This is a genomic window from Mesorhizobium sp. WSM4832, from assembly GCF_055811115.1.
The window spans coordinates 93,221-112,725 of sequence record NZ_JBVVQH010000021.1; the positions used below are offsets into that span (position 1 = coordinate 93,221).

The following is a 19,505-nucleotide window of genomic DNA, read 5'->3' on the forward strand; positions in this document are numbered from 1 at the left end:
GGTCACACCTTGAGCAGCAGGTGGTCGCGTTCCCAGGACGTCACGACGCTCTGGAACAAATCGAGTTCGACGCTCTTCACGCGCAAATAAGTCTGGAAGAAATCCTCGCCGAGCAGCGCTCGGACAGGCTCGCAGGTGGCGAAGCGCTCCAGCGCCTCCTCCATGGTTTTCGGCAGCGTGCTCTGGCTGCGATAGGCATTGCCGAAGGCTTCCGGCGAGCGCGCAAGCCTCTCCTCGATGCCGAGATAGCCGGCGATCAGCGAGCCGGCCATGGCGAGATAAGGATTGGCATCGGCGCCGGGCAGCCGGTTCTCGATCCGCCGTGCGGCGCGCCCGCCCATCGGCACGCGCAGGCCGCAGGAGCGGTTGTCGTGCGACCATTCGATGTTGGCCGGCGCGCTGTGGTTCGGCCGGATGCGCCGGTAGGAGTTCACGTTGGGCGCGAACAGCGGCATGATTTCGGGAATGTATTTCTGCAGGCCGCCGATGAAATGCGCGAACATCTCGCTGTCATCGTCGTCCCTGCCTGCAAACAAAGGCTCCCCCGTCTCGTCGACGATCGACATGTGCAGGTGCATCGAACTGCCGGCCTGCGCCGCGATCGGCTTGGCCATGAAGGTGGCGTGCATGCCATTTTCCTGTGCGATCTGTCGCGCCAGGCGCTTGAACAGAAGCACCTTGTCGGCAAGCGCCAGCGGATCGCCATGCAGGAAGTTGATCTCCAGCTGCGCCGTACCGGATTCATGGATCAGCGTGTCGAGCGGCAGACCGGCGATTGCGGCATGTTCATAGAGCTGCCGCGTCACCGCCTCGAATTCCTCCAGCGCCTGCATGTCGTAAGGGTGCTGCACGCTTTCCGGCCGGCCGTTGCGCCCGGTCGGCGCGGTGATCGGTCGATCCGGATCGGGGTTCGGCGCGGTCAGGTAGAATTCTAGCTCCGGCGCCATTACCGCGCGCCAGCCGCGCTTGCGGTAAAGCTCGAGCACCGCCCTCAGCACATGGCGCGGCGAGGCCATCCAGGGCCGGTCGTCCATATGGAAGGTGTCGGCAAAAACATAGGCCCTCCCGGCGCTGCCTGGCGCGAGGCACAGCGTGGAAGTGTCCGGCACCATGCGCATGTCGGGGTCCTGGTAGGCAAAACCTTCGTCGATGGAGCCGGAATAGCGGCCGTCGATGGCGACCAGGAAGGCGCTGCTCGGCAGATAGAGCGCCCGGTCGTCGAGCGACTTCAGGAATTTGGCGACCGGCAAGGTCTTGCCGCGCAGCACGCCGTTGACGTCGGGCACGAAGCACTCGACCTCGTTGATCGCATGCGTTTTCAGCCAGCTTTGCGTGTCCGCGCCGGCGAATAAGGTGTTCAGATTGTCAGGCATTGGTCATGTCCGTACGAAGGAGAAATCGCTTCGGCGGGCATATCCGTTCCGGTAGGGCGTTATCTAAGCTGCGTTATCCGAGGACGGACGCCCGCCTGGTGGCCGGCCGAAAGGCCGGGTCCAGCGCGCCTGCACCCCTTCGGTCCAGCCGTCGCGGACGACATGCGAGCCGACCTTGGTCTCTTCCGCACGCTGCAGGTTCTCGTGGCGGCAGCAGCGCATGATCAGTGGTCCCCCGCGCGCGCAAACGAAACACCGCCGGCAAAAATCGAATGCCTGGCGCGGTATTGCTGTTTTGCAGCTTGCATGACGGGTCTCGCTAAGGTGGAGCTATGGTTTGACCGATCATCGCCGCCGGCGCAAGCCCGCTTCGCTGGACCAGGTCAACCAATGCTCTCGCCGCCATCCACCACCAGCGCCTGTCCGGTCATGAAAGACGAACGGTCGGAGACGAGGAATAGGATGGCTTCGGCGATCTCCTCCGCGCTCGCCCAGCGCCCCATCGGGATCTTGGTGCGGACATAGTTCTCGATCGCATCGCGTCCGCCCATCTGGGCGATGAACGGCTCGTTGAACGGCGTGTCGACCCAGCCCGGGCAGAGCGCGTTGATGCGTACATTGTGCCTGGCGTAGTCGAGAGACATCTGCCTGGTCATCGCCACCACGGCATGTTTGGAGGTGGCATAGGCAATCATCTCGCGATCGTAGAAGACGCCCGAGTTCGAGGCGGTGTTGAGGATGACGCCGCCGCCTTGCGCGATCATCGCCGACATGACGGTCTTCGCCGCCAGGAACTGGGCTCGCACATTGATGCGCCACGAGGCATCCATCCCGTCCGTACCCACCTCGATTAGCGTGCCGCCCACCTGGATACCGGCGTGGTTGTGCAGGATATCGATCCGGCCATGCTTGCCAAGCGTACCCTCGATGAGGCCCTCGACGGCCATATCATCGCCAACATCGGTGGCGACCGCTTCTGCGCGGCCGCCGGCTTCGCGGATTTCGGAGGCCGTGGCTTCGCCTGCCACCGGATCCCGGTCTGCGATCACCACGAAGGCCCCTTCCCTAGCCATGATCATGGCGCCGGCGCGACCGATGCCCGACCCGGCGCCCGTCACCACGGCGATACGGTCTTTCAAAATCATGAATTTGTCTTTCAAGGCGATGGCTTCCGACGCCCGAGCTGCCATTGGGCGAGGAGCACGAGCAGCACCGAGGCGGCGAGCACGATCGTCGCGATGGCGTTGATCTCCGGCGTCACGCCGCGCCTGATCGAGGCGAAGACATAGATCGGCAATGTCGTCTGCGCGCCGGCGACGAAGAAGGCGATGATGAAATCGTCGAAGGAGAAGGTGAAGGCGAGCAGGAAGCCCGCGATCACCGCCGGCATGATCTGCGGCAACACGATCGAGCGGAACGTCGTCAGCGGCGTGGCGTAGAGATCGCTCGAGGCCTCGACCAGATTGCGGTCGAGGCTGCTGAGCCGCGTGCCGACGATCATCGTCACCAGCGCCATCGAGAACAGCCCGTGCGCGGCGATGATCGAGCCATAGCCGAGCGAAAGCCGCGGCGGCTGGTCGGTCGGCCATAGCGAGGCGAGGAACGGATTGACGACGGCGAAGAGCTGCACCAGCGCGACCAGCGTCGAAATGCCGATGACGACACCCGGAACGACGATCGCCGCGCCCAGCAACGCGTCGAAGAGAGCCCGCGTCCGCGCGCCGACACGCTGCAGTCCGAGCGCCGCGGCGGTGCCGCAGAAGGCCGCGAGCAGTGCGCTGGTGGTGGCGATGAACAGGCTGTTCTTCAGCGCCTCGACCAGGAACGGATTGGACAGCGCCTTGCCGTACCATTGCACCGAGAAGCCAGTGAATTCGCTGGCATGGTGGCCGGCATTGAAGGAGAACAGCACGACCAGCGCGATCGGCAGGTAGAGGAACGCAAAGACGGCGATGACGAAGGCGCGCATCAGATCAGGTCCACCCGGCGTGCGCCCGACAACCGGGTCGAGATGCGGTTGGCGACGATCAGCACCACCACCGACACCAGCACCAGTGTGATGGCGATGGCCGATCCGAACGGCCAGTTGCGCGACTGCAGGAAGAGGTCGACCAGCGCATTGCCGATGAAGAACACCTTGCCGCCGCCGAGCAGCGTCGGGATCAGATATTCGCCGAGCAGCAGGATCATCACCAGCGAGAAGCCGGTCGTCACGCCCGGCAGCGACAGCCTGAGCGTCACGCCGAGGAAGGTCGACAGCGGCGTCGCGCCCAGATCGGCGGAAGCCTCCAGCAGCCGGCGGTCGAGCCGTTCCAGGCTGACATAGATCGGCAGGATCATCAGCGGCAGATAGCCATAGACGATGCCGAGCAGCACCGCACCCGGCGTGTTGATCAGCCTGAGATCCTCGATGCCGACATAGGCCAGCAAAGCCGGAATGCCGCGCCCACCGAGGATGTACATCCAGGCATAGGTGCGCATCAAAAGGCTGGTCCAGAACGGGATGACGATCATCGCGAGCAAGATCAGCCGCCAGCGCTGCGGCGCGCGCAGTGCCAGATAGTAGGCGACGGGATAGGCGACGAGCAGGCAGGCCAAAGCACCGGCCGGCGCGAGCACCATCGTGTTCCAGAAGGCGGTCGCCCGCGCCGGCAGGTTGGCGTATTGCGCGAAGGTGAGCGCTGCCTGGTAGCCGCCCTCCGGCGCCCGCTCGCCGACGCTGAAGATGGCGATCGCGACGAAAGGCAGGACCAGGAACACGACCAGCCACAGCGCCGCCGGAGCGAGCAGCAGCGCCGTCACGAGGTTCTTGCGAAAGAGACTGCCGCGCATGGGGAAAGCCAGTTGGGAGCCGGCGGACTTTCGTCCGCCGGTCGCATTGCCTTGATCGTGTTTGTGGCCGTTCCCGCTCAAGCCGACTTGAAGCGCGCCATCAGCTCGGCGCGGCCCGGATCGGTGAGCGTCGCGGCGGCGCCGAACTCGAGCGGCTTCAACAGATCGGCGGCCGGATAGAGGATCGGGTTATCGAGCACTTCCTTCGGCAGCAGCGCATTGACCCGCGCATCGGTCGACGGCGCGCCATTGGCCAGATGCTCCTTCACCGCGACCTTCGGGTTCATCAGATAGTTGAGCAGCGCATAGCCGGCCGGCTTGTTCGGCGCGTCCTTCGGGATGGCGTAGAAGTCGGTCCAGATCTCGCCACCTTCCTTGCCGAGCACATAGGCGATCTCGGGAATGTCGCGATGGAGCTGCGCTCCGTCATTGGTCCAGCACATCGTCATCCAGGCATCCCCGGCGCGCATCCCCGGCTGGTAATCGCTTGACACCGCGAACAGATGCGGCTTGACCTTGAGCAGCAGTTCCTCGGCCTTGGCGAGCTCGTCCTGCTTCAGCGAGTTGAAGGAATAGCCGTAATATTTCAGCGCGTTGCCGATGGTGGTGAGCTGATAGTCGTGCACCATGGTGCGGCTGTCGCCCTCGGCCATCGCGGTGTCCCAGAACTCCTTCCAGCTCGAGATCGGCTTGGCGAGCTTTTTGGTGTTGACGGCGAAACCGGTCGTGCCCCAGTTCTTCGGCACGGCGTAGATCGTCCCGTCGATCGTGCCTTCCGCCGTGAAGCGGGAATCTTCCTTGGTGCCGTCGTAGTTCGCCAGCTTGGCCATATCGAGCGGCTCGATGATGCCGAGCTTCTTGTAGGTCGAGATCGTGTAATTGGTCGGCACGAACAGGCTCCAGCCCGAGCCGCCGGCCTGCAGCTTGGCCAGCATCTCCTCGTTCGACCCGAAGACGTTGACCTCGACGGCGACGCCGGTCTCTGCCTTGAAGTTCTCGAAGGTCTGCGGGTCGTGGTAGTTCGGCCAGGTGGCGATCGACATACGATCGCCCAGGTTCTCGGCGGCGAAGGCCGGCGTCGGCATGATGCCGAGCTCGCGCGCCATGACGGCGGTGGCGACACCAAGGCCGGTGAGGCCGAGGAAATCGCGCCGGCCGATCGAGCCGCGCTTCAGGCGCATCAACTGGTCGACGAATTTATCGGGGGTTATCGGCAGTCCGTCACGATAGGATTTCGGCATTTTGGTCTTCCCTCTGGTTGGTCCCGTTGTTCTTGGGTCGCGGAAACGCCAGTGGCGCTCCGGCGGCAAAGCCGATGGCGACGGGTTCGCCCGGCCTGAAGAGATTGCCCTGGCCGATCACGTGGTCGGCCTTGGCGAGCAGGGATCCGATGCCCTGGACCTCGATCGCGTATTCCGCCGTCGAGCCGAGGAAAATCCGGTTGCGGACGATGCCTTTCAAGGCGCCGCTCCCGGGCGCCGAGAGGCTGAGCGATTCCGGCCGCAAGCTCACGGAAACGGCCTCGCCGCGGCTGAGCGGCAGCCGCTTGCGCGCCGAAATCACCGTGCCATCGGCAAGCGCGACATCGACGAGATCGCCGGAAAGACCGGCCACCTTGCCGCTGACGAGATTGGTCTTGCCGACGAAGTCCGCGACGAACAGGTCGGCCGGCTCGTCATAGATCTCGCTCGGCTGCCCGATCTGGACGACGCGGCCGCTATTCATGACGCAGACGAAGTCGCTCATCGACAGCGCCTCTTCCTGGTCGTGGGTGACCAGAACGAAGGTGATGCCGATCTCGCGCTGCAGGTTCTGCAGCTCGATCTGCATATCCGTGCGCAGCTTCTTGTCGAGCGCCGCCAGTGGCTCGTCGAGAAGCAGCACCGCCGGCTTGTTGACCAGGGCGCGGGCGAGCGCCACGCGCTGCTGCTGGCCGCCGGAGAGCTCGTGGATCTTGCGGCGTCCATAGCCGGCAAGTTGCACCATGGAAAGCGCTTCGCCCGCCCTCTGGCTGATCTCGCGGGACGACAGCCGTGGCCTCGCCTGGCGCAGCCCGTAGGAGATGTTCTCCTCGACATCGAGATGCGGGAACAGCGCGTATTGCTGGAACACCATGTTGACCGGGCGCCGGTAGGGCGGCGTGCCGGCCATGTCGCGGCCGCGGATCAGCACCTGGCCTTCGCTCGGCTGCTCGAAGCCGCCGATCATGCGCAGGCACGTCGTCTTGCCGCAGCCGGAGGGGCCGAGCAGGGCGACGAAGGCCGAAGGCGGGATGGCAAGGTCGATGCCGCTGACCGCGGTGACGGCGCCATAGCGCTTGGTGACCGTGCGAAACTCGATATCGGGCACTGCAGTCAAGCCACGGGCTCCAGCGACAGCGTGAGGCAATGTCTTGACGCTAGCAGAGCCAATGGCGCCTAGTATATACCTCGCGGGTGGTATATTTAGCTGATTTTATCGTTTAGAGGGGTATGAATTGGCCGCCTCCCGCAGTGACGACTACAATTCTTTGGCGGCCGTGATCGCCGCGGCGCGCGAGACCGGCGGCGACCATTTCGGCAAGGCGATCGTCGGCTGGCTGCGCGGTCATGTCCAATTCGATCACTGCGTGATCTTCGGCTATCGCGGTGCGGCGCGGCCGCCGCTGCTGTTCGAAACCTTCTCGCCGGCCGAAAGCCACATCTTCGTCGCGCTTTACCAGGATGGGCCGTATCTGCTCGACCCGTTCCATCACGCCGCGGTCGAGCGCAAGGAGGGTTTCTGGCGCATGCGCGAGCTCGCGCCGGACCGCTTTTACGCCAGCGAATACTATCGCTCCTATTACAGCCAGACCAAACTTGCCGAGGAAGTCGGCTTCTTCGTGCCGCTGGCCGGCAAGGATGCGCTGGTGCTGTCGCTGATGCGGCTGCGCGCCTCGGGCCCGTTCGGAACCGCGGACGCCAGGCTGCTGCGCGACATGGCGCCGGCGGTGATAGGCTTCTGCAAGCAGCGTTGGCCGTCGCTGCCTGCCGAAGAGGTCGCGGCCCCGCCCTCCGGCGAAACCGCCGCGATGGCCAGCGAGCTCGACCGCGCCCATATCTGGAAGAGCCTGTCGCTGACGTCGCGCGAAAAACAGGTCGTCGACCTGGTGCTTCAGGGCCATTCCACGGAATCGATCGCCAGGGCGCTCAGGATCGTGCCGGGGACCGTGAAGGTCCACCGCCGCAACATCTATCGCAAGCTGAAGATCAAGTCGCAGGCCGGTCTCTTCGCGCGCTTCGTCGAGATCATCGGCGCGCGGATCGGCTGAGCTTCTGCTCCACCGGGTCGACGGCCGCAAACACCGCGCTTGCCTCGCTGACGATCGAAACATGATCCCGGGCCGCCTTGCCCGCGGCTGCCGCGTCGCCGCGCATGATCGCTGTGACGATCAGATCGTGTTCCTGCCAGGATTTGGCCAGCCGGCCCGGCAGCATGAACTGCGCGCGCCGGAACGGCGCCAGCCGGCTGCGGGTCGCCACGGTCAGTTCATGGATATGCGTGTTGTGGGCGCCGCGATAAAGCCTGCTGTGAAACTCGGTGTTGAAATATTCGTAGTCCTCCTCGGCGCCGAGCTGCACCAGCCGCGCCGATCCCTGATGCTCCATTTCCAGCGCGCGGCGCTCGGCGCCGGTCATGCGCTCGGCGGAGAAGCGGGCGCAGATCGCTTCCAGCTCGGCCATGCTCTCAAACATCGAGGCCAGATGTTCCTGCGTGACCACGGCGACGATGGCGCCCCGGTTGGGCCGCCTCTCGACCAGTCCGATGGCGCTCAACTGGCCGAGCGCCTCCCGCACCGGCGTGCGCGAAACGTCGAAGCGAGCGGCCAGCGAGGCCTCGTCGAGCCTTTCGCCGGGACGCAGATAGCCGGTGACGATGCGGTCAGCGATCGCCCTCACCATCTGATCCGCGGTCGTGCCCGACCTGACCAAGCTGCGCTTTCCCGACACATCTCCTCCCGTCCAGTTTATTGCGGACGGCCCGCAAGGTGGACGGCCCCGGGGTATTTCGACTCAAGGCCGCACCCCTGTATGCCTAGATTTTAACCTCAATGTCAAATTGATCATTTTTAAGGCAAAAAGTGCATGCACTTGCCTTAGGTTTATGCAGATGTACTAAAGTCACCCATTGATTTTATTACAGAAAACTACGCTGGGGAACTGGCACAGCGATTGCATGCACTTTCTTGACAGCACGTCAACCGACCCCTGCCGGGGTTCAAGAAAGGGGAGCACTCGATATGACCGACAAATTCATGCTTAGCCGCCGCGACCTGCTCAAGACCTCCGCCGCCGGAGCGGCGCTCGGCCTGGCTTCGGCAGCCTTTCCGATCCGCGCGGCGCGCGCCGCCGCCGCGACCGTCGGCTTCATCTATGTCGGCCCGAAGGACGACTACGGCTACAACCAGGCGCATGCCGAGGGTGCCGCCGCGCTGAAGGGCATCGAGGGCATCTCCATCGTCGAGGAAGAGAACGTCCCCGAGACGGTCGACGTCCAGAAGACGATGGAATCGATGATCAACCTCGACGGCGCCTCGCTGATCTTCCCGACCTCCTTCGGCTATTTCGATCCGCACATGCTGGCCATGTGCGCCAAGTTCCCCGACGTCCAGTTCCGCCATTGCGGCGGCATGTGGAACAAGGACAAGCACCCGATGAACGCCGGGTCCTATTTCGGCTATATCGGCATGGGCCAGTACCTGAATGGCGTCGTCGCCGGCCACACCACCAAGTCGAAGAAGCTCGGTTTCGTCGCCGCCAAGCCGATCCCGCAGGTTCTGCTCAACATCAATTCCTTCCTGCTCGGCGCGCGCTCGGTCGATCCGGCGATCACCTGCCAGGTGATCTTCACCGGCGAATGGTCGCTGGCGGTCAAGGAGGCCGAGGCCACCAACGCGCTGGTCGACCAGGGCGCCGACGTCATCACCTGCCATGTCGACAGCCCGAAGGTGGTGGTCGAGACGGCCGCCGGCCGCGGCGCCTTCGTCTGCGGTTACCATGCCAACCAGAGCCCGCTGGCGCCGGAAAAATACCTGACCGGCGCGGAATGGAACTGGGCCAAGGTCTACAAGATGTTCGTCGACGACCTCGTCGCCGGCAAGCCGCTGCCAAATTTCACGCGCGGCGGACTGGCCGACGGCTTCGTCAAGATGAGCCCGCTGGGCCCCGCCGTCGGCGAAGCGGCGCGCAAGCAGTTCGACGCCACTTTAGCCGAAATGATGAAGGGAGGCTTCTCCGTCATCAAGGGACCGTTGAAGAGCAACAAGGGCACCGTCGTCGCGACCACAGGCCAGGCCTTCGTCGAGACCGCCATCGAGCTCGAAAGCATGGACTATCTCGTCGAGGGCGTCGTCGGCTCGACAGCCTGAGGCAGGCGCTGGCCGAGGGAGACGGGACATGACGGACACGGTGAGCAGCCCGGACGTGGGGACTATCCTCGCTGCGAGGGGATATCGGCCGGCGCTCGAATGGATCGCCAGGCGGGCGGAGGCCTTCGTCATTCCGCTCGCGGCGCTGGTCGTCGGCATGGTGCTGTTCAGCCTGTTCATCCTGGCTGTCGGCAAGTCGCCGGTCCAGCTCTACGAGACGATGTGGCGAGGCGGCTTCGGCTCCTGGTTCTCGATCCAGAACTCACTGTCGCGCGGTGCGCCGCTCTTGCTGGCGGCGCTCTGCGTGGCGCTTCCCGCACGCCTTGGCCTTGTGGTCATCGGCGGCGAAGGCGCGATCGTGCTGGGCGGCGTCGCTGCGGCCGCCGTCGGCGTGGCGCTGAACGGCGCACCGTCTGTTCTCGTTATCTTCCTCATGGGCGTGGGGGGCGCAGCCGCCGGCGGCATCTGGATCGGTGCCGTCGGCGCGCTTCGTCATTACCGCGCCGTCAACGAGACCATCTCAAGCCTGCTGATGGCCTACATCGCGATTGCGCTGATGAACCATCTGGTGGAGGGACCGCTGCGCGACCCGGCTTCTCTCAACAAGCCTTCGACCCAGCCGCTGGCCGACATCTACCGTGTCGGCAACATTCCCGGCATGGAGGTGCATTGGGGCCTCGTCGTCGGCGTCATCGCCTGCGTGCTCTCCTGGCTCTTGATCGAGAAGACCCGCTGGGGCTTCGCCGCCCGCATCGCCGGCGGCAATGTCAGGGCCGCGCAAGTCCAAGGGCTTGCCGTCGGGTCGCTGATCGTCGGCTTCACCGCGCTCGCAGGCGGCTTCGCCGGCCTCGCCGGCATGCTGGAAGTCGTGGCCGTGCAAGGCAGCGCCAACGCCTCGCTTGCCGCCGGCTACGGCTATACCGGCATCCTCGTCGCCTTCCTTGCCCGCCACAATCCGCTTGCCATCATCCCCGTCGCCATTCTGCTTGGCGGCATCGACGCGTCCGGAGGCCTGATCCAACGTCGCATGGACCTCCCGGACGCAACCGTGCTGGTGCTGCAGGGCATGCTGTTCATCGTCATCCTGTTCAGCGAGACCTTCTACGGCCGCTTCAAGCCCTTCAACCCCGACCTCTGGCAGAGGCGCGATTTCTTGAAGGGGACTGCCTGATGGAGACGACCGATATCGGGCTGTGGGGCGTGCCGCTTGCCATGCTGGGCGGCGCCATCCGCGTCTCCACCCCCTTCATCTTCGTGTCGCTCGGCGAAGCCATCACCGAGCGGTCCGGCCGCATCAATCTCGGCCTGGAAGGCACGCTGGTGTTCGGCGCCATGAGCGCCTACGCGGTCGCGGTGATGACCGGCTCGCCATGGCTCGGTCTGCTGGCCGCGGCTGTCGCCGGCCTCTGCTTCGGTCTCTTCCACGGCTGGATCTGCAAATTCCCGAAGGTCAACGATATCGCCATCGGCATCGCCCTGATGCTGTTCGGCTCTGGACTAGCTTTCTTTTTCGGCAAGCCATTCATCCAGCCCTCGGCGCCGGATCTGCCGGCGATCCCGTTCGGCTCCTGGTCCGGCATCCCCCAGGTGCAGGCGGCACTCAACGTCAACGTGCTGTTCCTGATTGGTGCCGCCCTCGCCGTCTTCCTCTGGTGGGCCTTCCGCAACACCAGGATCGGCCTGATCGTGCGCGTGGTCGGTGACAGCGCCGACGCCGCGCGCGCCATGGGCCTCAACCCCAACACGGTGCGCCTCCTTGCCACCGGTGTCGGCGGCGCGCTCGCTGGCATCGGCGGCGCCTATTTGTCGCTCTACTATCCCGGCAGCTGGACCGAGCGCATCTCGTCCGGCCAGGGGCTGATGGCGGTGGCGCTGGTCATCTTCGCGCGCTGGAACCCGCTCGGCTGCTTTGCCGCGGCATTGCTGTTCGGCGGCGCCGGCGCGCTCGGCCCGGCACTGCAGTCGGTCGGCGTCACGCAGGGCTACTACCTCTTCTACGCCGCGCCCTACATCCTCACCCTCGTCATCATGATCGCCACCTCGTCGCCGAGCCGCACGCTTGCCGGCGCGCCGGGCGAACTGTCGATCACCAAATGACCGCGACCAGACTGGAGTTTTTGCCATGAACGCCAGAGCCGGGATCACCCAGCGCTACATCGATGCCGACCCTTATCCATGGCCGTACAATGGCGAACTTCGGCCCGACAACACGGCGCTGATCATCATCGATATGCAGACCGATTTCTGCGGGCCTGGCGGCTATGTCGACCATATGGGCTATGACCTGTCGCTGGTCCGCGCGCCGATCGAGCCGATCAAGTCAGTGCTGTCAGCGATGCGCGGCAAAGGCTACACCATCATCCACACGCGCGAGGGCCATCGCCCCGACCTCGCCGATCTGCCGGCCAACAAGCGCTGGCGCTCGCGCCGCATCAATGCCGGCATCGGCGACCCCGGCCCATGCGGGCGCATCCTGGTGCGTGGCGAGCCGGGCTGGGACATCATCCCCGATCTCTATCCGGCCGAAGGAGAGCCGATCATCGACAAGCCGGGCAAGGGTTCGTTCTGCGCCACCGATCTCGAGCTGATCCTCAACCAGCGCGGCATCGAAAACATCGTGCTCACCGGCATCACCACCGATGTCTGCGTGCACACTACCATGCGCGAGGCCAACGACCGCGGCTTCGAATGCGTGATGCTGGAGGATTGCTGTGGCGCGACCGACTATGGCAACCATCTGGCGGCGATCAAGATGATCAAGATGCAAGGCGGCGTTTTCGGCGCGGTGTCGACCTCCGCCGCCCTCGTCGCCCAGCTGCCGTGAGGAACCGGCGATGAGCGGAACTCCCCACGGCAAGGCGATCGGCGTCGAGACCATCGGCATGACCATGCGCTTCGGCGCCTTCACGGCGCTGGACGACGTCTCCGTCAAGGTCCCGGCGGGCTCGTTCCATGCCTTGCTCGGCGAAAACGGCGCCGGCAAGTCGACGCTAGTCAAATGCATGATGGGTTTCTACCACCCGACGTCAGGCGAAATGCTGGTCGACGGGCGCCAGGTAGCGATCGCCAGCCCCAGGGATGCCTCAGCGCTCGGCCTCGGCATGGTCTATCAGCATTTCACGCTCGTCTCTTCGCTGACCGGCGCCGAGAACCTGGTCATCTCGCGCGAGAGGTTGCCGGGTGTCATCGACTGGCGCAAGGAGCGCGTCGCGCTTGCCCAGTTCATGGAGCGCATGCCCTTCAAGCTGCCGCTCGATGTCAAGGTGGCCGAGCTTGCCGCCGGCGAGAAGCAGAAGCTGGAGATCATCAAGCAGCTTTATCTCGGCCGCCATTTCCTGGTGCTGGACGAGCCGACATCCGTGCTCACCCCGGGCGAGGCGCAGGAAGTGCTCGGCCTGGTGCGCGGTATGACGAGGGCCGGCGACCTCACCGTGCTGATGATCTCGCACAAGTTCCACGAGGTCACGGGATTCGCCGACGACATCACGGTGCTGCGCAAGGGCAGGCTCACCGGAACCGGCAAAGTCTCCGATCTCTCGCACAGGGAGATGGCTGCGATGATGATCGGCGACCAGCCGATCGCTGCGCTCGACAGCCGTGCCGAGCCGAAGCCGGACGCCGAGATCGTGCTCAAGGTGAAGGCGCTGAAGGCGCCGGACCGCACCGGCCTCAAGTCGATCGACATAGCGGATCTCGGCGTGCGTTCGGGCGAGATCGTCGGCATCGCCGGCATTTCCGGCAACGGCCAGAAGGAGTTCCTGGAAGTGCTGGCCGGGCAGCGCCCGCGCAATGGTGGCGAGGTGCTGGTGCGCGGCACCGCCTATGCGGCGACGCGCGCCGAGGCGCGCGTGCTGAATGTGCGCCTCATCCCGGAGGAGCCGCTGAAGAATGCCTGCGCGCCGAGGATGACGGTCGCCGAGAACATCGCCTTTCGTACTTTCGACGTGGACAGCAACGGCAAGCCGGTGAGCTGGATCAGCGCCGGCGCCATCAAATCCTTCAGCGCCCGCCTGGTCGAGCAGTTCAAGGTCAAGACCGCCTCGCTCTCCTCGCCGATCGCCTCGCTGTCGGGCGGCAACGTGCAGCGCGCCGTGCTCGCTCGCGAGCTGACGGGCGAGGTCGACCTGCTGATCGTGTCGAACCCCTGCTTCGGCCTCGATTTCTCCGCCGTCGCCGAAATCCGCGCCCGCATCATGAAGGCGCGCAACGCGGGGGCCGCGGTGCTCCTGATGTCCGAAGACCTCGACGAACTCCTGGAGCTCTCGGACCGCATCCTGGTCATGTCCGACGGCGCGCTCGTCTACGAGACGCCGATCGCGCAGGCGAGCGTGCAGACTATCGGCGAGCACATGGCGGGGCATCATTGATGGCGGAAATCGACGCACTGCCCTTCGCCTTCGCCTTCGAGCCCAAGACGACGGCGCTCATCGTCATCGACATGCAGCGCGATTTCGCCGAGCCGGGCGGCTTCGGCGCCAGCCTCGGCAACGACGTCAGCCGGGTCGTGGCGATCGTGCCGACGGTGAAGCGACTGATCGAAGGCTTTCGCGCCGCCGGCCTGCCGGTGATCCACACCATGGAGTGCCACAGGCCCGATCTGTCGGACCTGCCTCCCGCCAAGCGCGACCGCGGCAATCCGTCGATCCGTATCGGCGATGTCGGCCCGATGGGCCGCGTGCTGATCGCCGGCGAACCCGGCACCGCGATCCTCGACGAACTCGCGCCCCTGCCCGGCGAGATCGTCATCGAGAAGCCCGGCAAGGGCGCCTTCTACGCGACCGGCCTCGGCGACGACCTCAAGCGGCTCGGCACCCGGCAACTCATCTTTGCCGGCGTGACGACCGAAGTCTGCGTGCAGACCACGATGCGTGAGGCCAACGATCGCGGTTATGAATGCCTGGTCGCCGAGGATGCGACGGAAAGCTACTTTTCCGAATTCAAGGCGGCCGCGCTCGCCATGATCAGGGCGCAAGGTGCAATCGTCGGCTGGACGGCGACCACCGACCAGGTCCTCGAGGGAATTGCGAATGCCTAATCTTGTCTTCGCCGGCCTCATCGATGGCGGCTGGCGCGATCTGGCGTTCGAGCCTTTCCGCGACGGCGTTATGGTGCACTGGCTTCTCAAAGGCGGGCTGCTCGAACCGTCCGTCGCGATCCTCAAATACCAGCCCGGCGCCGGTGTGCCGCGCCACCGCCATGCCGGGCTGGAAACCATCGTCGTGCTGGACGGCACCCAGAGCGACGAGAACGGCGACTATCCTGCGGGCAGCGTGATCCTCAACCCGATCGGCACCGAGCATTCGGTGTGGACGAAAGGTGGTTGCGTTGTGCTGATCCAATGGAACCTGCCGGTGATCATTCTGGGGGAGACCAAATGAACGACATCCGCTTCGACATCGGCAGCCTGCACGCAGCCTACCAGGCCGGCATTGGCATGGCCGAGGTGATCGATACAATCCACGCCCGCATCAAAGTGGCGGATGATCCGGGCATCTTCATCCATCTTGCGGCCAGGGCGGAACTGCTTGCGGATGCCGAGGCGCTCGGCCCGTTCGATCCGGCGGCAAAACCGCTCTGGGGCATCCCCTTTGCCGTCAAGGACAATATCGACGTCGCCGGCATGCCGACCACGGCCGCCTGCGCCGAATATACCTACTGGCCCGACAAGGATGCCACCGTGGTGGCGCGGCTGAAAGAGGCCGGCGCGCTGGTCGTCGGCAAGACCAATCTCGACCAGTTCGCCACCGGGCTCGTCGGCGTGCGCACGCCCTGGCCGATCCCGAGGAATGCGATCGACGAAAAACTGGTGCCGGGCGGCTCCTCCTCCGGTTCCGCGGTGGCGACGGCGCGCGGCATCGTCTCCTTCGCGCTCGGCACCGACACTGCCGGCTCGGGCCGCATTCCGGCCGGCCTCAACAACATTGTCGGGCTGAAGCCGACGGTCGGCGCGCTGTCTGCGACCGGCGTCGTGCCGGCATGCCGCACGCTCGATTGTGTCTCGGTCTTCGCGTTGACGGTCGACGACGCCTATGCAGTGTTCTCGGTCGCCGCGGCGCACGATGTTGCCGATCCCTATTCGCGCGACGTCGCCGTCCAGCCGCTCGCCGCCCGCCCGCCAGTGCTGAACATCGGCATCCCGGCAAAGGCCGACCTGAAATTCTTCGGCGACGCTTCGATGCAGGCCGGCTTCGAGGCTGCCCGCGCCGCGCTGGAGGCGCTCGGCGCCAGGTTTGTCGAAATCCCGTTCGGCGACTTCTACGCCACCGCCGACCTGCTCTATGAAGGCGCCTGGGTGGCCGAGCGTTATGCGGCGATCCGCGATTTCTTCGAGGCGAATGAAGCAGCGCTCCATCCGGTGACGCGCAAGATCATCGGTGGCGCCAGGAACCTTTCGGCCGCCGATGCCTTCCGCGGCCTCTATGCCTTGCAGGCCTGCAAGGCACGGCTCGCTCCGGTTATCGCCTCCGTCGATCTGTTTTGCGTGCCGACCGCCCCTACCCACTACACCGTCGACGCCGTGCTCGCCGATCCGGTCGTGACCAACAGCCGGCTGGGCACCTACACCAATTTCGTCAATCTGCTCGACATGTGCGGCATCGCCGTGCCGGCCGGCACGCGCGACGACGGCCTGCCGATGAGCGTGACCCTGCTTGCGGCCGCCGGGCGGGACGGTCTCGTCGCGGCGGTTGCGCGCGACCTCCACGCCGCGAGCGGCCACACCCTCGGTGCGACTGGATGGCAGTCGCGCGCGCAGCCTGTCGGCGCATCGGCCGAAGATGGCATGATCGAACTGGTGGTGGTCGGCGCGCATCTTTCAGGAATGCCGCTCAATGGTCAATTGAAGGAGGCCGGCGCACGCTTCTGCAGGTCGGCGCGGACGGCTCCTTCCTATAAGCTCTATGAACTCGCCGGCCAGACCCCGCCCAAGCCCGGGCTTGTCCGGGTCGGCAACGGCGGCACGGCCATCGAGATCGAGGTGTGGCGCCTTTGCGCCGACGCCTTCGGCCGTTTCGTCGCAGCCATCCCGCCACCGCTCGGCATCGGCACCATCGAGCTCGACGACGGCACGTCGGCGAAGGGTTTTCTGGCAGAGAGCGCCGGCCTGTCGGCAGCGACGGACATCTCGACCTATGGCGGCTGGCGCAGCTACGTCGCCAGGGCGAGCGAGATTCAACGGCAATTGGAGAGCATTCCCTCCAACTGACCGACAGATCTCGTGGACCGCCGGACGGCTTGCAAGCCATTCGAAGCATGTTTCCCTGGTCCGCGTCGGGCCAGTTCGAACCGCTCCACGGCACGCATGATGCCGCGCAGCTCGGCGGGTCTCGACGTGGGATAGCGCACAGTCGCAATGAAGCGATTGGGGAGGCGGACGCGCTCTCCCTTGCGGCGGCGCGCGTTAACCGTCTATCGTGCGCCTTCAATGCCACTTGAATGTATCGCTGCGGCGGATAGAGCGACGAAAAGATTTCAGGACGAATGAAGTAACGCATAGCCAATGGCCGACAAATCGCAATTCGGACTTATTGCCGTCGAAACCGTTCCGCTGCATGAGAAAGTCTATCTGGAGCTCGTGCGGGCCCTTATGTCGGGCCAGCTGCAGCCCGGCCAGAAGCTGACCTCGCGCAAGCTCGCCAAGGAGCTCGGCACCAGCGACATGCCGGTGCGCAGCGCCTTCACACGGCTGCAGGCGCTCAGGGCGCTGAGCCCGATGCCGAATGGCAGCGTCGAGGTGCCGCTGATCTCCGCCGAGCGCTTTTCGCAATTGACCGCGGTGCGCACGATCCTGGAAGGCACGGCGACCGAGCTGGCGACAAAACGCATCAACGGCAACAATCTGCGCGCCATCCGGCGTCATTGCACCGAGCTCACCCAGGCCGCGCGCAGCGGCGATATCGAAAACTATCTGGGCAAGAACCACGACTTCAAATTCTCGATCTATCGCCACTGCGGCAACGAGCAGATGATCTTCCTGATCGAGACGGTGTGGATGCAGGTCGGGCCGTTCTTGAGGAATCTGCGCATCGGCTTCGAGGACGACCTCGCCGGCATTCTGGGCATCGACTACCATGAGGAGGTCGTAGCGGCGATCGAAGCCGGCGACGGCGAAAGGGCGCGTACCGCGATTGTGCGTGACATCGATGAGGGCGCGACCCACATCCTCGGGCAAGTGAAATTTCCCGAACTGCGCCAGTAGCTGCCGCGCGCCGAATCCAGCTTGGCTTTCGCTAGCCATGTCGCTATGTTGCGATCGCAGATCGCGAAAAACGGACCTGAAATGCCGCCCGATATCCCAGCTAGTGACTTGAAAAAATGAAGAAAAGCCATTCGGCACAAGCCGAAATGGCCTTCATAAACTCGCAAGTTGAAAATTGGATATCGTAGCCGGCAGGCTACAGCGCCACAAAATCAGGGGCTGGAAATTGAGCGATGCAATCGCGGACGTTTTGAATTGGCTTGAAAGCAGGAAGGACATCCAGAGCCTGCGGGCGGCGGTGTGCGACCTGAACGGCATCATGCGCGGCAAGCGCATTCCGGTCGAGCAGGCGCGCAAGGCGCTCGAAGGCAAGCTGCGCATGCCCTATTCGGCCATCGGCCTCGACATCTGGGGCGAGGACATCGAAGGCAACGCCCAGGTGTTCTCGACTGGAGACGCCGACGGGCTTTGCCACTGGACCGGGCGCGGCATACTGCCCGTCGACTGGACGGCCCATCCGACGGCGCTTCTGCCGCTCTGGCTGGCGGACGACAGCGGCGCGCCCTATCTCGGCGACCCACGCCGCGCGCTGGCCCGCATCCTCGACCGCTATGCCGCGCTTGGCCTGACGCCGGTCACCGCGACCGAGCTCGAATTCTACCTCGTCGACCCGACATCGCAGCGGCCGGTCGGTCCCGTGTCGCCGGTCACCGGGCGGCGCCTAGATTCCGACGCAGCACTTTCGATCGACGAGGTCGACGATTTCGAGGCCTTTATCCACGATATCTACGAAGCCTGCCGCATGCAGGACATTCCGGTCGACACCGCGATCGCCGAGAACGGCGTCGGCCAGTTCGAGATCAACCTGAACCATGTACCCGATGCCTTGCGCGCTGCGGACGATGCGGTGCTCTTCAAGCGCACGGTCAAGGGCATTGCCCGCAAGCATGGCTTCGCCGCCTGCTTCATGGCCAAGCCCTATGGCGAACGCGCCGGCAACGGGTTTCACGTTCATTTCAGCGTGCTCGACAAGGACGGTCGCAACATCTTCGACGACGGCTCGGACCAGGGTTCCGACACCATGCGCCATGCCGTCGGCGGCCTGCTTGCGGCGATGGCGCAAAGCACGCTGGTGTTCGCGCCGCATTTCAATTCCTACCGCCGGCTGCGGCCGCGATCCTATGCGCCGACCGCCGTCGCCTGGGGCTACGAAAACCGCATGGTGGCCATACGCATTCCGGGCGGGCCGTCGGCCGCGCACCGCATCGAGCACCGCGTCTCCGGCGCCGATGCCAATCCCTATCTGGTGCTGGCAGCGATCCTCGGCGCGGCACTGATCGGCATCGAGCGGCAGCTGTCGCCCGGCGAGCCGACCGGCGGCGAAGGCCAGGGGCTGACGCTCGCCAAGCTGCCGCCGGACTGGGCTTCGGCGATCGCCGCCTTCGAGGCCGGTCCGCGCGTTGCAGAGATCTTCCCAGCCGTGCTGTGCAACGCTTTTGTCGCCTGCAAGCGCCAGGAGTTGAACACCTTCGCGCTCAACGTCAGCGACTTCGAGATCGAGACCTATCTCGAGAGCGTTTGAGGTTAATGCATGTCGCCCAAAAGTGCGCAGCGGTTTTGGGAGAACGACATGCATCAAACAAGGGCTTAAAGCGCTGCGCTGGAACCCGGCGCGTCGTCGAGGCGCCGCCGGTGATGTCGGCGGCCTTGATCGGGG

The 19,505-nt window shown here is 64.9% G+C and carries 18 protein-coding genes; 11 read left to right on the forward strand and 7 right to left on the reverse strand.

The window, feature by feature from the left end; genetic code table 11:
- Positions 1-2 precede the first annotated feature (2 nt).
- From AC0L2L_RS25925 to AC0L2L_RS25950, 6 genes are all read right to left on the reverse strand, one after another.
- Positions 3-1,373, reverse strand: a complete 1,371-nt coding sequence (locus tag AC0L2L_RS25925) for a glutamine synthetase family protein (RefSeq protein ID WP_473582355.1) — start codon at positions 1,371-1,373, stop codon at positions 3-5.
- Positions 1,374-1,756: 383 nt separating this feature from the next.
- Positions 1,757-2,518, reverse strand: coding sequence for an SDR family NAD(P)-dependent oxidoreductase (locus AC0L2L_RS25930; RefSeq protein ID WP_473582357.1), 762 nt, complete (start codon positions 2,516-2,518; stop codon positions 1,757-1,759).
- 11 nt (positions 2,519-2,529) lie between these two features.
- Complete coding sequence (locus AC0L2L_RS25935) at positions 2,530-3,342, reverse strand: ABC transporter permease (protein WP_473582359.1); 813 nt, start codon at positions 3,340-3,342, stop codon at positions 2,530-2,532.
- A complete protein-coding gene (locus AC0L2L_RS25940) occupies positions 3,342-4,205 on the reverse strand; it encodes an ABC transporter permease (RefSeq protein ID WP_027165471.1) in 864 nt (287 codons plus the stop codon). Before AC0L2L_RS25940 ends, AC0L2L_RS25935 begins: the two co-directional genes overlap by 1 nt.
- A 77-nt stretch (positions 4,206-4,282) precedes the next feature.
- Entirely contained in the window at positions 4,283-5,446 is a 1,164-nt protein-coding gene (locus AC0L2L_RS25945; RefSeq protein ID WP_473582362.1) for an ABC transporter substrate-binding protein, read from the reverse strand.
- Positions 5,427-6,563, reverse strand: coding sequence for an ABC transporter ATP-binding protein (locus AC0L2L_RS25950; RefSeq protein WP_473582363.1), 1,137 nt, complete (start codon positions 6,561-6,563; stop codon positions 5,427-5,429). The genes AC0L2L_RS25945 and AC0L2L_RS25950 overlap by 20 nt, the downstream gene beginning before the upstream one ends.
- Before the next feature lie 118 nt (positions 6,564-6,681).
- On the opposite strand from AC0L2L_RS25950, the gene AC0L2L_RS25955 reads away from it, so the two are divergent.
- Complete coding sequence (locus tag AC0L2L_RS25955; RefSeq protein WP_473582365.1) at positions 6,682-7,494, forward strand: LuxR C-terminal-related transcriptional regulator; 813 nt, start codon at positions 6,682-6,684, stop codon at positions 7,492-7,494.
- On the opposite strand, the gene AC0L2L_RS25960 is transcribed toward AC0L2L_RS25955, so the two are convergent.
- Complete coding sequence (locus tag AC0L2L_RS25960) at positions 7,472-8,155, reverse strand: GntR family transcriptional regulator (protein ID WP_473582367.1); 684 nt, start codon at positions 8,153-8,155, stop codon at positions 7,472-7,474. The genes AC0L2L_RS25955 and AC0L2L_RS25960 overlap by 23 nt on opposite strands.
- Positions 8,156-8,463: 308 nt before the next feature.
- On the opposite strand from AC0L2L_RS25960, the gene AC0L2L_RS25965 reads away from it, so the two are divergent.
- From AC0L2L_RS25965 to AC0L2L_RS26010, 10 genes are all read left to right on the forward strand, one after another.
- Positions 8,464-9,591 carry a BMP family ABC transporter substrate-binding protein gene (locus AC0L2L_RS25965; protein ID WP_473582369.1) on the forward strand — a complete coding sequence of 376 codons (1,128 nt, stop codon included), beginning with the start codon at positions 8,464-8,466 and terminating at the stop codon, positions 9,589-9,591.
- A gap of 28 nt (positions 9,592-9,619) precedes the next feature.
- A complete protein-coding gene (locus tag AC0L2L_RS25970) occupies positions 9,620-10,762 on the forward strand; it encodes an ABC transporter permease (RefSeq protein WP_473582370.1) in 1,143 nt (380 codons plus the stop codon).
- Positions 10,762-11,688 (forward strand): ABC transporter permease, encoded by a 927-nt coding sequence (locus AC0L2L_RS25975; protein WP_473582372.1) that lies wholly within the window; start codon positions 10,762-10,764, stop codon positions 11,686-11,688. Before AC0L2L_RS25970 ends, AC0L2L_RS25975 begins: the two co-directional genes overlap by 1 nt.
- Positions 11,689-11,713: 25 nt before the next feature.
- Entirely contained in the window at positions 11,714-12,415 is a 702-nt protein-coding gene (biuH, locus tag AC0L2L_RS25980; protein WP_473582374.1) for a biuret amidohydrolase, read from the forward strand.
- Between the two features lie 10 nt (positions 12,416-12,425).
- Positions 12,426-13,958 (forward strand): ABC transporter ATP-binding protein, encoded by a 1,533-nt coding sequence (locus AC0L2L_RS25985; RefSeq protein WP_473582375.1) that lies wholly within the window; start codon positions 12,426-12,428, stop codon positions 13,956-13,958.
- Positions 13,958-14,626 carry a cysteine hydrolase family protein gene (locus AC0L2L_RS25990; protein ID WP_473582377.1) on the forward strand — a complete coding sequence of 223 codons (669 nt, stop codon included), beginning with the start codon at positions 13,958-13,960 and terminating at the stop codon, positions 14,624-14,626. The genes AC0L2L_RS25985 and AC0L2L_RS25990 overlap by 1 nt, the downstream gene beginning before the upstream one ends.
- A complete protein-coding gene (locus AC0L2L_RS25995; RefSeq protein WP_473582379.1) occupies positions 14,619-14,969 on the forward strand; it encodes a cupin domain-containing protein in 351 nt (116 codons plus the stop codon). Before AC0L2L_RS25990 ends, AC0L2L_RS25995 begins: the two co-directional genes overlap by 8 nt.
- On the forward strand, positions 14,966-16,795 hold the full coding sequence (gene atzF / locus AC0L2L_RS26000) for an allophanate hydrolase (RefSeq protein WP_473582381.1): 1,830 nt from the start codon (positions 14,966-14,968) through the stop codon (positions 16,793-16,795). Before AC0L2L_RS25995 ends, atzF begins: the two co-directional genes overlap by 4 nt.
- A 294-nt stretch (positions 16,796-17,089) precedes the next feature.
- A complete protein-coding gene (locus tag AC0L2L_RS26005) occupies positions 17,090-17,788 on the forward strand; it encodes a GntR family transcriptional regulator (RefSeq protein WP_027165484.1) in 699 nt (232 codons plus the stop codon).
- Between the two features lie 226 nt (positions 17,789-18,014).
- Positions 18,015-19,370, forward strand: a complete 1,356-nt coding sequence (locus AC0L2L_RS26010; protein WP_473582384.1) for a glutamine synthetase family protein — start codon at positions 18,015-18,017, stop codon at positions 19,368-19,370.
- Positions 19,371-19,505: the final 135 nt, after the last annotated feature.

What these genes read in the sequence shown, in the direction of transcription:
- AC0L2L_RS25965 (WP_473582369.1), top strand. Translation starts at nt 8,464, where the DNA reads ATGACCGACAAATTCATGCTTAGCCGCCGCGACCTGCTCAAGACCTCC.
- biuH (WP_473582374.1), top strand. Translation starts at nt 11,714, where the DNA reads ATGAACGCCAGAGCCGGGATCACCCAGCGCTACATCGATGCCGACCCT.
- AC0L2L_RS25985 (WP_473582375.1), top strand. Translation starts at nt 12,426, where the DNA reads ATGAGCGGAACTCCCCACGGCAAGGCGATCGGCGTCGAGACCATCGGC.
- atzF (WP_473582381.1), top strand. Translation starts at nt 14,966, where the DNA reads ATGAACGACATCCGCTTCGACATCGGCAGCCTGCACGCAGCCTACCAG.
- AC0L2L_RS25925 (WP_473582355.1), bottom strand. Translation starts at nt 1,373, where the DNA reads ATGCCTGACAATCTGAACACCTTATTCGCCGGCGCGGACACGCAAAGC.
- AC0L2L_RS25945 (WP_473582362.1), bottom strand. Translation starts at nt 5,446, where the DNA reads ATGCCGAAATCCTATCGTGACGGACTGCCGATAACCCCCGATAAATTC.
- AC0L2L_RS25930 (WP_473582357.1), bottom strand. Translation starts at nt 2,518, where the DNA reads ATGATTTTGAAAGACCGTATCGCCGTGGTGACGGGCGCCGGGTCGGGC.
- AC0L2L_RS25995 (WP_473582379.1), top strand. Translation starts at nt 14,619, where the DNA reads ATGCCTAATCTTGTCTTCGCCGGCCTCATCGATGGCGGCTGGCGCGAT.
- AC0L2L_RS25940 (WP_027165471.1), bottom strand. Translation starts at nt 4,205, where the DNA reads ATGCGCGGCAGTCTCTTTCGCAAGAACCTCGTGACGGCGCTGCTGCTC.
- AC0L2L_RS25935 (WP_473582359.1), bottom strand. Translation starts at nt 3,342, where the DNA reads ATGCGCGCCTTCGTCATCGCCGTCTTTGCGTTCCTCTACCTGCCGATC.
- AC0L2L_RS25990 (WP_473582377.1), top strand. Translation starts at nt 13,958, where the DNA reads ATGGCGGAAATCGACGCACTGCCCTTCGCCTTCGCCTTCGAGCCCAAG.
- AC0L2L_RS26005 (WP_027165484.1), top strand. Translation starts at nt 17,090, where the DNA reads ATGGCCGACAAATCGCAATTCGGACTTATTGCCGTCGAAACCGTTCCG.
- AC0L2L_RS25970 (WP_473582370.1), top strand. Translation starts at nt 9,620, where the DNA reads ATGACGGACACGGTGAGCAGCCCGGACGTGGGGACTATCCTCGCTGCG.
- AC0L2L_RS25975 (WP_473582372.1), top strand. Translation starts at nt 10,762, where the DNA reads ATGGAGACGACCGATATCGGGCTGTGGGGCGTGCCGCTTGCCATGCTG.